Origin of the sequence: Oceanivirga miroungae (assembly GCF_902505095.1) — a bacterium.
In the GTDB taxonomy this organism is placed as follows: Bacteria; Fusobacteriota; Fusobacteriia; order Fusobacteriales; family Leptotrichiaceae; genus Oceanivirga; species Oceanivirga miroungae.
Window position 1 is genome coordinate 1,100,037 of sequence record NZ_CABWIB010000001.1, and the last position, 16,243, is coordinate 1,116,279.

The window sequence follows — 16,243 nt, forward strand, 5'->3', positions numbered from 1 at the left end:
CGATGTCACTCTATCTAATTAAGTATATTATATATATAAAACAATATATAAACAATATTATATAAATAAAATTTAACATATAGATTATCTAATTTTAGATAACTATATTATACAAGGAGTAAATATGAGAAAATTAGCAATTTTAACAAGTGGTGGAGACTCACAAGGAATGAATACCGCTATAAGAACCGTTGCAAAAGCTGCTATGAATAAAGGCTGGGAAGTTTACGGTATAAGAAGAGGATATAAAGGTATGTTAGATGATGATATCTTTAAATTAAGTCCTTTAGATGTTGCTGGGCTAACTGGTAAAGGAGGGACAAAACTTCTAACTGCAAGATTACCAGAATTTAAGTATCCAGAAGTTCGTGCGAAAGCTGCTGAAAATCTAAAAAAAAGAGGAATAGATCAATTAGTAGTAATAGGTGGTGATGGTTCATTTCATGGAGCACATTACTTATATGAAGAACATGGTATAAAAACTGTTGGAATACCAGGTACTATAGACAATGATATAGCTGGTACTGAGCAAACTATTGGATTTGACACAACATTAAATATAGTAAGTGATTTTATTTCAAAGGTTAGTGATACTGCAAAATCTCATGAAAGAACAATGTTTGTTGAAGTAATGGGTAGAAACTGTGGTGATATAGCTTTATTTGGTGGAGTTGCTGCAGCAGCTAACGGAATACTAATTCCAGAAGTTGAATGGAAAATAGAAGACATTGAAAATATAGTTAAAAGAAGAAGAGCTAATGGTAAAAACTATAATATAATAGTTGTAGCTGAAGGTGTTGGAAATACACATGAAATAGCAAAAGAATTAGCTACTCGTATGCCTGAATTAGATATTAGAGTAAGCGTAATAGGTCATATGCAAAGAGGTGGAGCACCTAGTGCTAACGATAGATTATTAGCAACTAAACTAGGAATAGCTGCTGTTGACATATTAGATAAAGGTGAACAAGCAGGTGTAATGGTAGGGATAGATAGAAATAATGTATCTGTACACAAATTATCTTACGCTTGGGAAAATTATTCATCAAAAAATAACAAAGATTTTTATGATATAGCAATGATGCTATCTGTATAATATAATAGGAGGTAAAATGCAAAAGCAAATTAAAATGACTAAAATAGTATGTACTATTGGTCCTAAAAGTGAAAAACCAGAAGTTTTAGAACAATTAGTTCTAGGTGGAATGAATGTAATGAGATTAAATTTCTCACACGGTGATTTTGAAGAACACGGTGCTAGAATAAAAACTATAAGAGAAATCTTTAAAAAGACAGGTAAATATGTAGCTATCTTATTAGATACAAAAGGTCCTGAAATAAGAACTGGAGCTTTTAGTGAAGGAGATGTTAAATATGAAGTAGCTACAGGAGATAAAATTGTTTTAACTACTGACTACGAATTCAAAGGAAACAAAGATAAAATATCTGTTTCATACAAAAATATGACAAAAGACTTAAAACCTGGAGATACTATCTTATTAGATGACGGTGTTATAACTTTAAACATTGATGAAATAAAAGGTGACGAATTATTATGTACAGTTAAAAACTCTGGATTATTAGGTCAAAAAAAGGGAGTTAACTTACCAGGTGTTTCAGTTTCATTACCAGCATTAGCTGAAAAAGATATAGCTGACTTAAAATTTGGTTGTGAAGTTGGAGTTGACTTTATAGCTGCATCATTTATAAGAAAAGCTTCTGACGTTGCAACAGTTAGAAAAGTATTAGATGAAAATGGTGGAGAATCAATTAAAATCATTTCTAAGATTGAAAACCAAGAAGGTATAGATAACTTTGATGAAATATTAGAATTATCTGACGGAATAATGGTAGCAAGAGGAGATTTAGGTGTTGAAGTTCCAACTGAAAAAGTTCCATTCTACCAAAAAATGATGATAGAAAAATGTAATAAAGCTGGAAAACCAGTTATAACTGCTACACAAATGTTAGACTCAATGCAAAAAAACCCAAGACCAACTAGAGCAGAAGCAGGAGATGTTGCTAACGCTATATTAGATGGTACTGATGCTGTAATGTTAAGTGGAGAATCTGCAAATGGTAAATACCCAGTAGAAGCTGTTAAAACTATGGCTAGAATATCTGCTGAAACTGATAAATTTGGTGTTAGAAAGAGAAGTTTTGATACTGAAATAACAGTTACAGAAGCAATAACTAAATCAGCTGTTTATTCAGGTGAAGCATTAGGAGCTAAATTAATAGTTTGTTGGACAAAAACTGGACGTTCAGCTAAGATGTTAAGAAAATACAATCCTACTATGCCAATAATAGCGTTAACAGATTCAGAAAAAACTGCAAGACAATTAGCTATTACTAGAGGAGTTAGAGCAGTATTAGCACAAGATTTAGATAAAACTGAAGACTTCTTCAAAAAAGCTATAGAAGTAGCTGGAAGTCATGCTGTTACAACTGAAGATGAAAACTACACTGGATTCAAAAAAGGTGACTTAGTAGTATTAGTTACTGGTATATCAGAAACAGGAACTACTAACACATTAAAAATTACTAGAATTGGTGAATAATAAATAAAATAAGTGGGAACTACTTAGTTCCCTTTAATTTTTTTTTTAAGGAAATGATATGGAAAAATTAGATGAACTAATTAAGGTTTTTAGTAGATTACAAGGTATTGGTAGAAAAAGTGCTATAAGAATTGCCTTCGATATTCTATCTAAAGATGAAAGCGAAATACAAAAAATGTTAGATACAATAAAATCATCATATGAAGCTATAAAACCATGTAGTATTTGTAATACTTTAACAAGTGATGGAATTTGTAATGTTTGTTCAGATGATAAAAGAAATAAGTCTATTATTTGTATAGTAGAAAATACAAAAGATGTTTTTGCTTTTGAAAAAGCTGGTGGGTATAATGGACTTTATCATGTTTTAGGGTCTAAATTAGATCCTCTAAATGGAATTGGTGTAGGGAGTTTAAATATCGATTCTCTTTTATCTAGATTAGATAATGTTTCAGAAATAATATTAGCATTAAACCCTGATATTGAAGGTGAAACAACATGCATGTATTTAACAAAAGTATTAGCTAATAAAAACTTAAAAATAAGTAAAATTGCAAGTGGTATTCCTATGGGGGGAAATATAGAATACACAGATATGATGACCCTTGTTAAATCACTTGAAGGAAGGACGGAAATAAAAAATGAGTAAAACATTCTTTACTTCTGAATTTGTATCACCGGGACATCCTGATAAAATATGCGATCAAATATCTGATGCAGTTTTAGATACTTGTTTAGAAGATGATGAAAATAGTAGAGTTGCTTGTGAAACTTTTGCTACTACTGGACTTGTTATAGTTGGTGGAGAAATCACAACAAATACTTATGTTGATGTTCAACAAGTTGCTCGTGATATAATAAAAGAAATTGGATATAAGCCTGGTCTTGGATTTGACTACGACTGTGGTGTAATAAATACTATTCACTCTCAAAGCCCTGATATATCAATGGGAGTTGATACAGGAGGAGCAGGAGATCAGGGTATTATGTTTGGTGGTGCAGTTAATGAAACAGATGAACTTATGCCACTAGCAATTACATTAGCTCGTGAAATCATAAGAAAACTTGTAGAATTGACACAAAAAAAAGTTTTAACTTGGGCTAGACCTGATGCTAAAACACAAGTAACATTAGAATATGAAGATGATAAAATAGTTGGAATAGATACTATAGTTTTATCAGTACAACATGATGAAGATGTTACTTTAGAACAAATTAAAAAAGATGTAAAAAACTTAGTTATAAAACCAGTACTAGAAAAATATAATCAAGATATTAGTAAAGTAAAACACTTCTATATAAATCCTACCGGAAGATTTGTAATAGGGGGACCACATGGAGATACAGGATTAACTGGTAGAAAAATAATAGTTGATACTTACGGTGGATACTTTAGACATGGTGGTGGAGCTTTTTCTGGAAAAGATTCTTCAAAGGTTGATAGATCTGCTGCATATATGGCAAGATATATTGCTAAAAACTTAGTTGCAAGTGGTCTTGCTACTAAATGTGAAGTACAATTATCTTATGCAATAGGTGTTGTAGAACCTACATCAGTTAAGGTAGATACTTTTTCTACAGGTAAATTAGATGAAGAAAAATTAGAAAATATTGTTAGAAAAGTATTTAAATTAAGTCCACGTGAAATAGAAAAACAACTATCCCTTAGAAAGCCTAATTTTAAGTATAAAGATCTTGCTAAATTTGGCCATATTGGAAGAACTGACATAGATCTTCCTTGGGAAAGACTAGATAAAGTTGAAATAATAAAGGAGATGACTAATGAAAAATAACATAAAAAAAATAATATTTCTTCTTTTTATTACTCTTTTTATGTTTTTATTAGTTGCATATTTTAAAAAACCAATTACTAAAGAAGTTGATACTACAATAACATATAACATATACACAAAGCCTAGCACAATAGATCCACATCAATTTAGAGATATGCTATCTGTTGAACTTATGAATGAGGTATATGAGGGATTACTAAGAGAAGATAAAGACGGCAATTTTATACCTGCACTATCTAGTTCATATAGTATAAGTGATGATAAACTTACTTATACATTTAAAATTAGAAAAGATGCAAAGTATAGTGATGGTTCTTCTGTTACTGCAGATGATGTTGTAAATGGCTTTATAAGAGCATTAGATCCACATACAGCTGCAAGATATGCTGAAATGCTATTTCCTATAGTAAATGCTGAAGAATATAACGCAGGTAAAGTTAGTGCCAAAGAAGTAGGAGTTAAAAAAATTGATGAGAATACAGTTGTTCTTAAACTTAATAGATTTGTCCCTTACTTTAACTACATTTTAACTCTACCCATATCTTATCCAATAGCAGATAAATTCAAAGATGATATAGCAGATATAAATACTGCCTTGTATAACGGTCCTTACCTTATTAAAAAAATGAATGATGATGAGATAATTTTAGAGAAAAATAAATTTTATTGGAATAGCAATAATGTTGAAATTAAAAATGTTAAATTTGCTGTGGTTAAAAATTATGCTGTTGTTGAAAATTTAATAAAAAATGATGAATTGGACTTAACTCGTCTTGAACCTTTTGATTTTGAAACAAAAAGAAAAAATAAAGAGCTTATGACATATCAAAATGGTCGTGCTTGGTTCATTGGTTTTAATATGGAAAATGAAATTCTTAATAAGGTTGAAAATAGACTAGCAATAAGTCATGCTATTGATCGTAATAAATATGTTAAAGATGTTAAAGATGATGGGTCTGTTGCTTCTAAATCTATAATTTCTACTCTTTTAGGAGATTATAGAAAAAATTATCCAGATAAAGATTTTTTTGAAGATAATATTAAATCAGATATATTAAAAGGTAAAAAATTAAGACTTCTAACAGGTAACACTACGTCTGAAGTTAAAGAGGCCAATTTTTTACAAGAAGAATTAAGAGTAAAATTAGGGTTAATTGTTGAAGTTCTAACTGTTAACTATTCTGATAGACTTGCATTAACAAGGCTTGGAAACTACGATATGGTTTTAGACACATATGGTCCTAAATTTAATGACCCATTAACTATGCTATATAGATTTAATAGAAATAAACCACACTTTAATGCTTGGAATAAAGAAAAGTATTCTGATTTAATAAAACAAATTGAAGTAGAAACAAACAAAGAAAAAAGACAAAAGTTAATAAACGAAGCTGAACATATACTAATAGATGAAGCTGTAATTGTTCCACTTTATTATTCTACTGAAAATTGGTTTATTAGAAATAAGTATAAGAATATAATAGTGCATCCAATATCTAATACTATGGATATACACGAAATAAAGGTAAAATAAAATTGGGAGTTTATCCCAATTTTTTATTACATACTCTTATCTATTAGTTAATTTAACTGGTAAACCATATGATGCAAATATATCTTCTGCTTTTATTATTTCTTCTTTTGTTGGTGTCTTATTATCTTTTAGTACATAAGTACGTTTCATCATTTCCCACTTTGGAGTTCCCATTTGGTGAAATGGTAATATATCAACACGTTCTACATTTGTAAATTTAGAGCAGTATTTAGCCCATTCATGTAAATCTTTTTCATCATCACTATAACCTGGTACTAAGACATATCTTAGCCAAACTGGTTTATTTATTTCTTGTAAATATTCAGCAAATTTTAAAGTAGGAGCTAAGTTTACAGAAGTTAATACTTTATACTTTTCTGGATTTATGTGTTTAATATCTAATAATACTAAATCTACATATTCTAATACTTCTTTTGCTCTATTTGTAAAAATATACCCACTTGTATCAAGTGCTGTATGTATACCATTTTCTTTACATAATCTAAATACTTCTTTAATAAAATCTGGTTGTGTTAAAGGCTCTCCACCAGATATTGTAATACCACCTGTTTTTATAAAATTCTTAATTTTAAAAACTTCCTTAAAGGTCTCTTCTGGTGTTAATTCTTTTTTATAGTCTTTAATATTCCAAGTATCCACATTATGACAATATAGGCATCTTAAAGGGCATCCTTGCATAAATAAAACGAATCTTATTCCTGGTCCGTCTTTTGTTCCAAAACTTTCAAATGAATGTATTAATCCTTTCATTTTCACTCCTTAATTAAAAAGCCAAGTGCAACACGGTTGCACTTGCACTTTTATGTATTTTCTTTTTTTATTACATCTTGTTAGATATTGTTCTGTTTATAACATCTAATTGTTGTTCTTTAGTTAATCTTACGAAGTTAACTGCATATCCTGATACTCTTATTGTAAGTTGTGGATATTTTTCTGGATGTTCCATAGCATCTTCTAATAAGTCTCTACCAAATACGTTAACATTTAAGTGTTGTCCAGTAGCTCCAAAGTATCCATCTAATAATCCAACTAGATTTACTTGTTTTTCTACTCTTTCTTTACCTAATGTATCAGGTGTTATAGCGAATGTATAAGATATTCCGTCATTTGCATCTTCAAATGGAAGTTTTGCAACTGAAGCTAATGATGCAACTGCTCCTGAAACGTCTCTTCCGTGCATAGGGTTTGCACCTGGACCAAATGGAGCTCCTGCTCTTCTTCCGTCTGGTGTGTTACCTGTCTTCTTACCATAAACAACGTTTGAAGTTATTGTTAATAATGATTGAGAAGGTATTGCGTTTCTATACATTTTATGAGATCTTATCTTATTCATGAATCTTGAAGTCATATCTACTGCAATCTTATCTGTTTCGTCATCGTTATTACCAAATGCTACATATGGAGCTTCGTTAACATAGTCAACTGCTAATCCTTCTTCATTTCTTATAACTCTAACTTTTCCAGTTTTAATAGCTGCTAATGAATCTGCTACTATTGATATACCAGCTACTCCAAATGCTTCTCTTCTTTGTAAGTCTGTATCTAATAATGCCATTTCATAGCTTTCATATGAATATTTATCGTGCATATAGTGTATCATGTTTAATGCTTTAACATAAGTTTCAGCTAACCAATCTAATACTTTGTCATATTTAGGGAACACTTCATCATAATCTAAGTATTCAGATGTTATTGGTTCAAACATTCCAGCAGGTGTTACTTGTATTCCTTTAATTTCATCTTTACCACCATTTATTGTGTATAATAATGCTTTAGGTAAGTTAACTCTTGCTCCAAAGAATTGCATTTGTTTACCAATTGTCATTGGAGAAACACAACAAGCTATACCATAGTCATCACCAAATTGTGGACTCATTAAATCGTCATTTTCATATTGTAATGATGATGTATCGATTGATGTTTGAGCAGCAAATCTCTTCCAGTTTTCTGGTAATTTTTCTGACCATAAGATAGTTAAGTTTGGTTCAGGTGCTGGTCCCATGTTGTATAATGTTTGTAAGTATCTGAATGATGTCTTAGTAACCATTGATCTTCCGTCAGCTGCCATACCACCAATTGATTCAGTTACCCAAGTAGGATCTCCACTGAATAATGCATCGTATTCAGGTGTTCTTAAGAATCTTATTATTCTTAATTTCATAACGAATTGATCTATAAATTCTTGAGCTTCAGATTCAGTTATTTTTCCTTCTTCTAAATCTCTTTGGATATATATATCTAAGAAAGTTGAAGTTCTTCCGATTGACATAGCTGCACCATTTTGGTCTTTAGTAGCTGCTAAGTAAGCTAAGTATAACCATTGTACTGCTTCATGAGCTGTTTCAGCTGGTCTTCTTAAGTCAAATCCGTAGAAATCTCCTAATCTGATTAATTGTTTTAAAGCTTTAACTTGTTCAGAAACTTCTTCTCTTAATCTGATCATTTCTTCAGTTACATCTCTACCATCTATTTCATTGTAGTCTTTTATTTTTTCTTCTATTAATTTATCTACTCCGTATAAAGGTACACGTCTATAGTCTCCTATTATACGTCCTCTTCCATAAGCATCAGGTAATCCTGTTACTATTCCTGTTCTTCTACAGTTTCTGATTGCTTCAGTGTAAACTGAGAAAACTCCATCATTATGAGTTTTTCTATATTTAGTATAGATTTCTCTTGTTTCAGGATCAGCTTCATATCCAAAAGCGTTTAATGAGTTTTCAACCATTCTCCAACCACCATTAGGGAAGATTGCTCTTTTTAAAGCTTCGTCTGTTTGTAATCCAACTATTTTTTCTAAATCTTTTTCGATGTATGCTGCACCGTATGCGTCAACTTGTGTTGGTAATTTAGTTTCTGCATTGTATATACCTTTAGCTCTTTCTTCTTTTAACTTTGGAGTTAATATATCCCAAAGTTTAGTTGTAGCCGCTGTTGGCCCTTCTAAAAAGCTTCCATCTCCAGTATATTCTGTATAGTTTAATTTAATAAAGTTTGAAACATCTATTTTTTCGTTCCATAACCCGTTTTTGAACCCTCTGTATGCGTCCATTCAAATCATCTCCTTAAAATTTTAATACATAACACTTATGTACCCTTACCTAATATAATTATACAACTAATATTGTTATATTTCAAACTAATGAAACTTTATACTAGCAATTATGTGAAATTTTTATTTTTTTCATTAAATTAAGCAATTTTGTTTCATATAGTGAAAAAACATCACTTTTCATCACTGTTTATAGCGTGTATAAGTAGCCCTATACATATGATATTAGATATCAAAGAACTTCCTCCATAACTTATAAATGGTAGTGTTATTCCTGTTGCGGGAAATAGTTCTAAATTTATTGCAACATGTAATATAAACTGATTTGTAATATTAAAAGCAACTCCAAATGCTATATATCTATTAAATTTATATTTTAATGAAAATGCTATATAAAACATTATAAATATTAAAATAGTAAATAATAATATTACAAATACCGACCCTAAAAAACCTGTTTCTTCTGCTATAGATGAAAATATATAATCTGTATGAGCTTCTGATAAATAGAAATATTTTTGAACTCCTTCTCCTATACCTCTACCTTTTAATCCACCAAGTTTTATTGCAAATACTGCTGCTTTTGCTTGTGTAGATGGACTTTTTAAAAAGTCTTCTATTCTTTGCCAAGCATAATTTTGCATAAGATATAAAACAAATACTGCTATACCCATAAGAAAAGCTAATCCACCTGTTAAAAGTACCTTATATTTTTCTTTTGCTTCTGATACTAGAAACATTAAATAAGCAATTATTAAATATTGAAGAGCTGATGTATTTGATTTTTCAGCCACTATACAAAATGTAAATAGCACTGTTAGCGCAGCAAAGTATATACTTAATTTTTTTATATTATTTTTAAGATATACCATATAAAAAGATAGTGTAATTATAAAAAATGGTTTTATAAGTTCTGATGGTTGAATACTAAAAGATAATATATTAATCCATCTATATGCACCTTTTATAGGTCTTGATATAAATCTAGGTAACAGCAGTAGTATTAAACTAACTACAACTATGAATATAATTTTTCTTTCATCTCTAATCTCAAAGTATTTAAGAAAAAAAGCTAAAGCTAAGGAAGCTATAAACCCTAATAAAATATACGCTATCCATTTATATATAAATAAATTTTCACTAGCATTATTCTTTATATTTATAGGTAAGTAAGTACTATTTATTGCTACTACTCCTACACTAATTAAAATAACTACTATTAAAATTAAAACTTTTTTTATATACGCTTTATTCATTCTTTTCTCCAAAATTACTAATTACTAATTGTTTAAATACTTTTCCTCTATGTTCAAAGCTATTAAATTGATCAAAACTAGATGTTGCAGGAGATAATAAAATATATTGCTCTTCTTTAAAGTCTATATTATTTTTTATAAACTCCATAACATTTTCTAAGTTATCTAAAACATAATGTTTATATCCAGTTTTATTAAATTCTTTTGTAAATTCTAATTTATTTTCACCTATTATTAAAGGAATTGCATTGATTTCATATATTTTTTCATATAACTTCGTATTATCTATTTTTTTATCTTTTCCACCAACAATAAGATACACCTTACTACCTTTAAAACTATCTAAAGCTACTAAACTAGATTCAACATTAGTACCTTTAGAATCATTTATAAAGTGTGTATTTTCTTTTACAAAAAACTCTTCTATTCTATGCTCTAGAGATTTTGCAATTTTTAAAAACTTTTCTATTTTTTTACTACTTATCCCTATTATCTTAGCTACTGCAATTAAAAATAACATATTTATAGCATTATGCTCGCCTTTTAATAACATATCTTTTTTAGCTATTATAACTTCATTTTCATATACTAAATTTTCACCTTTATTTTCGATATATATTTTCTTTGCTAAAAACTTTTGATTTAATAAACTATTTACCATTTTTTCATTTTTATCAATTATCATATAATCATTTTCATCTTGATTTTTAAATATATTGAATTTAGTTAAATAATAATCCATAACCGAATTATATCTAGTTAAATGATCTGGTGTTAAATTTGTTATTAAAGCAATATATGGCTTAATTTTAGGATTATTTTCTAATTGATAACTACTTAACTCCAATACTATATAGTCATAAATATTACTGTCTATTACAATATCACATAAGCTATGACCTTCATTTCCACCAAGACTTGCTTTAAAACCAACAAAATTTAATAATTCATAAATTTTTGTAACAATGGTAGTTTTCCCATTCGTTCCTGTTATTGCTATAATTTTAGTTTTTTTATCAAGATAATCAAGAGCTAAGTCTATTTCAGATATTATCCTAATACCATTTTTAATAGCATACGATAATAGCGGATTTGCCCAAGATATACCTGGACTTTTTACAATTATATCTTCTTTTTCTATAAGCTCTATTGCATCAACACTTTTAATAGCTTTTTTATCATCTACAATAATAAAGTCTAATTTTTTACTTTTCAATAAGTTTACAGCACCTTGTCCACTTATTCCTAAACCTAGTACTACATATTTCATTTTATCGCCTTTTTTCTATCTTAACTTAAGTATAATAAATGCAATTACACAAGTAATTATAGTTACAATCCAAAATCTAATTGTAACTTTAGTTTCTGACATACCACTTAATTCAAAGTGATGATGTATTGGAGCCATTTTAAATACCCTTTTTTTATATTTTTTATAATAAAAAATTTGTATAATATCTGACATTACTTCTACTATAAATATAAACCCAGCAATTGGTAATAATAATTCTTGTTTTAAAAATATAGCAATCATACCTAACATTCCACCTAATGTAAGTGACCCTGTATCCCCCATAAACACTTGTGCTGGATAAAAATTATACCATAAAAATCCAAGCATAGCCCCTATTACAGAAGATAAGTAAACTGCTATTTCACTAGCACCTTTTATGTAATAAATATTTAAGTATTTTGAAAATTCTCTATGTCCTTCTAAATATGCTACAACTAAAAACAGTATAGATACTATTAAAATAGGTCCACTTACAAGTCCATCTAAGCCATCTGTTAAATTAACTGCATTAGATGTCCCAACTACAACTAAAATAACAAATATTAAAAATAGTATAGCACCTATATATATATATGAATTTTTAATAAGTGGATTTATTATAGAAAAATCTATCTCCTTATTAACCAAACCATATTTATATATGAATAAAAATGCTAAACCTGACATAAAAGTTTCTAATAGCAGTCTTAATTTTGCAGATAGTCCCTTTTTACTTTTAGTTAATTTGAAATAATCATCAGTAAATCCAATGCTTGTAAATAAAATAGTCATACTTACTAAAAATATAGTAAACTTATTATTAAAATTACCTGAAAATATCATAGCTATAACAATAGCTAAAATTATCATAATACCACCCATAGTAGGAGTACCTTCTTTGCTAAAATGTGTAGTAGGTCCTTCTTTTCTTATTTTATCTGCCACTTTAATTTTTTTTAAGTAACTTATAAAATAATTTCCAAAAACTATTACAAACATTAAAGATACAAAAAAGGCAATCATACCTCTTACTAATGTGCTTTCAAACACCCTTAAAAATCCATATGTTGATATGAATTTACTTGATATAAAATATAACACTATTTATCACTCTCCATAATTTTTTCTAATCTCATACCACGACTTCCTTTTAGGAAAATTACTTTATCTTTTAACATTGAAATTTCTTTTTTTATACTTAAAAGATCATTTGTTTTAGTGGCACTAATATCTATATTTGACATTAGTGGTCCATATAAATAAAGTTTTTTGTATGTTATTTTTTCTAAAATATTTTTTAAATCTTTATGATACTTTACTTCATTTTCACCTAATTCTAGCATATCAGCTAAAATCAGTACTTTTTCTTTATCTTTAAATATTTCATTTAAACTAAGTAAACTACACTCCATAGATTTTGGTGCTGCGTTATACGAATCATTTATATAAATATTTTCATCTTTTTTCACAATTTCAAATCTCATTTTTGAAATTTTTAAATTATTCAATTTTTCTAAATCTACTTTAACATTTAACTGATTTAAAACTTCTATACACAAGCTAGCATTTATTGCATTATGTTTACCGTATAAGTTTATATGATACTTTTTATTATTATAAAAAAAACTAGTTCCTAAATCATCTATTAAAACATCTTTTGTATTTACTTTTAATATATTATTACCACTTAATTGAGTTAAGTACTCATCTTCATTATTTACTACTACCTTGTTTTTAGTATGCTTTATTATTTCACTTTTAGCTTCAAATATCTTTTGTCTAGTTTTTAAAAACTCTATATGTGAATCCCCTATATTTACTATTATGCTATAATCTGGCTTACAAATAGATGCTAATAAGTCAATTTCTCCAACATGACTCATACCAAGTTCTAATACTATATACTTAGAATCTAGATCTGCATTTAATAGCGTATATGGAAGTCCTATATGGTTATTATAGTTTCCACTAGTCTTATACGCTGATAATAAACTAGCTAAGATGTCTTTTGTAGTTGTTTTACCATTACTACCAGTTATTGCAATTACAACTGCTTTTAGATATTTTCTATACTCTCTTGCTAATTCTTGCATAAAAGATACTGTATCTTTAACATACAATGCGTTTTTATACTCTATATCGCTTTTTTTATCATAAACCACAAAAGCATTTTTATCAATTGCTTCTTTTATATATTCATTCCCTTTATTTATAGCAAAAAAGATATCCCCAGATTCAATATCTCTTGAATCAATGGATATTCTCCCACTAAATATGTAATTTGTATTTAATAATTTATTTAATATCTCACTTTTATTCATATAATCACCTAATGAATTGTAGCACAAAACAGTCATAAAATCTATAAATATAGGTATTTATTTAAATATTTATTACCAATATGCTTATATACTGTTAATCACGCAGTTTTTTTAAAAGTTTTTCAACTCAAATTAAGAAACTTTGTTTTTTTATAAACTTTCTTAATTCAAACTCAAAAACTTTTAACTTTTTCTTTTTGTGATAGTACAATATTAAAAGAGGTGATTATGATGGAAAAATTAATAAATAGACCTAATTACTTAAACCAGTTAATAGAAAATAAAGACATAGATTTAATAAAAATAATTACAGGGATAAGACGTTCTGGTAAATCTAGCTTACTTCAACTATTTTATAACTATTTATTAGAAATTGGAGTGAATAAAAAAAATATAATACATATAAACTTTGAGTCTTTAAAATATTCAAATTTAAAAGATTATTTAGATTTATATAACTATATTAAAAACCATATAGAAAATGACGATAAAATATATTTACTCTTTGATGAAATACAAGTTATATCTAATTTTGAAAAAGCTCTTGAATCTTTTAGGTTAGATTTTAATTGCGATATATATATGACAGGTTCTAATGCATATATGTTATCATCTGAATTTTCAACATTAATTTCTGGAAGATATATAGAAATTAAAATGCTTCCACTTTCTTTTAAAGAATTTTTAAAATTCTATAATTTTGATAAAAATATTAGCAAAGAGGAAAAATTTCAAAATTATTTACAAATAGGTGGAATGCCTATACTACATAAGCTTGGAGATTTAAAAAGAATAAACCAAACACTAGAAGGTATATATTCAACTATCGTATTAAAAGATATTCTGCAAAGAAATAGTCAAATAGATCACTCTATTTTAAGTAGACTTATTTTATTTATCTGCTCTAATATAGGTAATATTACAATAAATAAATATATGCAAATGTTAGCCGCTTCATTTTTTATATACCCCATATCAAGATACGATATAAAAGGGAAAAATTTATTAAAAACTCTAGGTAAAAACTACATTGTGGATATTGGATTTAGAAATTTACTTCTTGGGTATAGAAATATGGATAGGGGTCATATTTTAGAAAATATTGTATTTTTAGAACTAATGAGAAGAGAATATAAGGTATATATTGGGAAAATAAATGATTTAGAAATTGATTTTATTGCAGAAACTCCCCAAAAGAAGATGTATATACAGGTATCAGAAACTTTAATAGATGAAAAAAACAGAGAAAGAGAATTAAATTCATTATTTAAAATTAAAGATAACTATGAAAAAATAATATTAACTATGGACAGAGATTTTGAAAAATCATTTGATGGAATAAGAGTTATTAACATAATAGACTGGCTTTTAGAAGATTTTTAAAATTTTACTTGAAATATCTTTATTTTATGATATAATGAACTGTAATTTTGAATTTATATACGAGTTTTCTTGTAAAAATATCTTGATTATGATATAATAAAAATCTAGTAAGAAATTAGGAGGTTTAAAAATGCAAGTATGTGAAGTTTTTGGAAAAAGAACTGGGCATGGTAACTTTGTAAGTCACTCTAATAGAGCAACTAAAAGAGTATGGAGACCTAATCTACAAGTTATGACTTTAGTTATTAATAACGAAGAAGTAAGAGTTAGAGTTTCAACAAAGGCTATGAAAACTTTAAAAGGTAAGAATCCAGACCAAGTTAGAAAAATATTAATGAAGAATAAAGAAAATTTAAGCCAAAGATTAGCTAAAATTTTATTTAGAGAAGCAGAGTAGTCTAGCTTAGTAAACTCTGTTTCTAATCGTTAAGTAAAGCTAGAATAATAAGATTATTCTGGCTTTTTAATTTAAAGGAGAAATTATGTTAGTATATTTAGTAAGACATGGTAAAACAAAATGGAATTTAGAAAATAGGATTCAAGGGCATGCTGATTCAGAATTATTAGAAGATGATAATTCTCATATATTAGCAGCAAATAAGCTAAAAGGTATAGAATTTGCTCATATTTGTTCATCTGATTTAAAAAGAGCATATGTAACAAAAAATAGGATATTAGATATTTTAAAAATTGATAGTATAGATTATAGATATGAAGAATTTAGAGAAGTTGGCTTTGGAGAATTAGAAGGTTCTAAATTAGATTATGTTTTAAAGAACTACCCAGATGTATGGGCAAAATATAAAACACTTGATCATAACTTTGATCCTGGTATTTATATAAAGGGATTTGAGTCCGTAAAAAATGTATATAATAGGGCATATAACAAAATACAAGAACTTAAAAAAATTTATGGTGATGATTCAAAAATATTAATTGTATCTCATGGATCTTTAATTAGTATTTTATCAAATCATAATAAAAAAGTAGATTATGCAAAAATACCAGATAATGGCTCAGTTACTATTTTAGAGTTTTAAAAAAGGTTA

General features: G+C 27.7%; 14 protein-coding genes. 8 read left to right on the forward strand and 6 right to left on the reverse strand.

Annotated features, from left to right (window positions below):
• The first annotated feature begins 124 nt into the window (after window positions 1-124).
• Genes pfkA through OMES3154_RS05380 form a run of 5 tightly spaced genes read left to right on the forward strand, consistent with a single transcriptional unit; the run spans window position 125 to window position 5,888 of the window.
• Window positions 125-1,096 carry a 6-phosphofructokinase gene (pfkA, locus tag OMES3154_RS05360; RefSeq protein ID WP_156683758.1) on the forward strand — a complete coding sequence of 324 codons (972 nt, stop codon included), beginning with the start codon at window positions 125-127 and terminating at the stop codon, window positions 1,094-1,096.
• Between the two features lie 16 nt (window positions 1,097-1,112).
• Window positions 1,113-2,561, forward strand: a complete 1,449-nt coding sequence (pykF, locus tag OMES3154_RS05365; RefSeq protein ID WP_156683759.1) for a pyruvate kinase PykF — start codon at window positions 1,113-1,115, stop codon at window positions 2,559-2,561.
• Window positions 2,562-2,619: 58 nt separating this feature from the next.
• Window positions 2,620-3,210, forward strand: coding sequence for a recombination mediator RecR (recR, locus tag OMES3154_RS05370; RefSeq protein WP_156683760.1), 591 nt, complete (start codon window positions 2,620-2,622; stop codon window positions 3,208-3,210).
• Window positions 3,203-4,354: a methionine adenosyltransferase gene (gene metK, locus OMES3154_RS05375; protein ID WP_156683761.1), complete on the forward strand. Its 1,152-nt coding sequence runs from the start codon at window positions 3,203-3,205 to the stop codon at window positions 4,352-4,354. The genes recR and metK overlap by 8 nt, the downstream gene beginning before the upstream one ends.
• Window positions 4,344-5,888, forward strand: a complete 1,545-nt coding sequence (locus OMES3154_RS05380) for a peptide ABC transporter substrate-binding protein (protein ID WP_156683762.1) — start codon at window positions 4,344-4,346, stop codon at window positions 5,886-5,888. Before metK ends, OMES3154_RS05380 begins: the two co-directional genes overlap by 11 nt.
• A gap of 36 nt (window positions 5,889-5,924) precedes the next feature.
• On the opposite strand, the gene pflA is transcribed toward OMES3154_RS05380, so the two are convergent.
• From pflA to OMES3154_RS05410, 6 genes are all read right to left on the reverse strand, one after another.
• The gene (gene pflA / locus OMES3154_RS05385; protein WP_156683763.1) at window positions 5,925-6,659 is read right to left on the reverse strand and encodes a pyruvate formate-lyase-activating protein; all 735 of its coding nucleotides are present in this window, start codon (window positions 6,657-6,659) and stop codon (window positions 5,925-5,927) included.
• A 70-nt stretch (window positions 6,660-6,729) separates the two neighbouring features.
• Window positions 6,730-8,961 carry a formate C-acetyltransferase gene (gene pflB / locus OMES3154_RS05390; RefSeq protein ID WP_156683764.1) on the reverse strand — a complete coding sequence of 744 codons (2,232 nt, stop codon included), beginning with the start codon at window positions 8,959-8,961 and terminating at the stop codon, window positions 6,730-6,732.
• 173 nt (window positions 8,962-9,134) lie between these two features.
• Window positions 9,135-10,217 carry an FtsW/RodA/SpoVE family cell cycle protein gene (locus OMES3154_RS05395; RefSeq protein ID WP_156683765.1) on the reverse strand — a complete coding sequence of 361 codons (1,083 nt, stop codon included), beginning with the start codon at window positions 10,215-10,217 and terminating at the stop codon, window positions 9,135-9,137.
• Window positions 10,210-11,487 carry a UDP-N-acetylmuramoyl-L-alanine--D-glutamate ligase gene (gene murD, locus OMES3154_RS05400; protein WP_156683766.1) on the reverse strand — a complete coding sequence of 426 codons (1,278 nt, stop codon included), beginning with the start codon at window positions 11,485-11,487 and terminating at the stop codon, window positions 10,210-10,212. The genes OMES3154_RS05395 and murD overlap by 8 nt, the downstream gene beginning before the upstream one ends.
• A 15-nt stretch (window positions 11,488-11,502) precedes the next feature.
• A complete protein-coding gene (mraY, locus tag OMES3154_RS05405; RefSeq protein ID WP_156683767.1) occupies window positions 11,503-12,591 on the reverse strand; it encodes a phospho-N-acetylmuramoyl-pentapeptide-transferase in 1,089 nt (362 codons plus the stop codon).
• Complete coding sequence (locus tag OMES3154_RS05410; RefSeq protein ID WP_197271511.1) at window positions 12,591-13,811, reverse strand: UDP-N-acetylmuramoyl-tripeptide--D-alanyl-D-alanine ligase; 1,221 nt, start codon at window positions 13,809-13,811, stop codon at window positions 12,591-12,593. Before OMES3154_RS05410 ends, mraY begins: the two co-directional genes overlap by 1 nt.
• A 231-nt stretch (window positions 13,812-14,042) precedes the next feature.
• On the opposite strand from OMES3154_RS05410, the gene OMES3154_RS05415 reads away from it, so the two are divergent.
• From OMES3154_RS05415 to OMES3154_RS05425, 3 genes are all read left to right on the forward strand, one after another.
• On the forward strand, window positions 14,043-15,194 hold the full coding sequence (locus OMES3154_RS05415; protein ID WP_331458792.1) for an ATP-binding protein: 1,152 nt from the start codon (window positions 14,043-14,045) through the stop codon (window positions 15,192-15,194).
• Between the two features lie 130 nt (window positions 15,195-15,324).
• Complete coding sequence (rpmB, locus tag OMES3154_RS05420) at window positions 15,325-15,591, forward strand: 50S ribosomal protein L28 (RefSeq protein ID WP_156683770.1); 267 nt, start codon at window positions 15,325-15,327, stop codon at window positions 15,589-15,591.
• An 85-nt stretch (window positions 15,592-15,676) separates the two neighbouring features.
• Window positions 15,677-16,234: a histidine phosphatase family protein gene (locus OMES3154_RS05425; protein WP_156683771.1), complete on the forward strand. Its 558-nt coding sequence runs from the start codon at window positions 15,677-15,679 to the stop codon at window positions 16,232-16,234.
• The last annotated feature ends 9 nt before the right edge of the window (window positions 16,235-16,243 follow it).

Coding starts and splice junctions, on each gene's coding strand:
- OMES3154_RS05415 (WP_331458792.1), top strand. CDS start 14,043: ATGGAAAAATTAATAAATAGACCTAATTACTTAAACCAGTTAATAGAA.
- OMES3154_RS05380 (WP_156683762.1), top strand. CDS start 4,344: ATGAAAAATAACATAAAAAAAATAATATTTCTTCTTTTTATTACTCTT.
- rpmB (WP_156683770.1), top strand. CDS start 15,325: ATGCAAGTATGTGAAGTTTTTGGAAAAAGAACTGGGCATGGTAACTTT.
- OMES3154_RS05410 (WP_197271511.1), bottom strand. CDS start 13,811: ATGAATAAAAGTGAGATATTAAATAAATTATTAAATACAAATTACATA.
- pflA (WP_156683763.1), bottom strand. CDS start 6,659: ATGAAAGGATTAATACATTCATTTGAAAGTTTTGGAACAAAAGACGGA.
- metK (WP_156683761.1), top strand. CDS start 3,203: ATGAGTAAAACATTCTTTACTTCTGAATTTGTATCACCGGGACATCCT.
- pfkA (WP_156683758.1), top strand. CDS start 125: ATGAGAAAATTAGCAATTTTAACAAGTGGTGGAGACTCACAAGGAATG.
- pflB (WP_156683764.1), bottom strand. CDS start 8,961: ATGGACGCATACAGAGGGTTCAAAAACGGGTTATGGAACGAAAAAATA.
- recR (WP_156683760.1), top strand. CDS start 2,620: ATGGAAAAATTAGATGAACTAATTAAGGTTTTTAGTAGATTACAAGGT.
- OMES3154_RS05425 (WP_156683771.1), top strand. CDS start 15,677: ATGTTAGTATATTTAGTAAGACATGGTAAAACAAAATGGAATTTAGAA.
- pykF (WP_156683759.1), top strand. CDS start 1,113: ATGCAAAAGCAAATTAAAATGACTAAAATAGTATGTACTATTGGTCCT.
- OMES3154_RS05395 (WP_156683765.1), bottom strand. CDS start 10,217: ATGAATAAAGCGTATATAAAAAAAGTTTTAATTTTAATAGTAGTTATT.
- murD (WP_156683766.1), bottom strand. CDS start 11,487: ATGAAATATGTAGTACTAGGTTTAGGAATAAGTGGACAAGGTGCTGTA.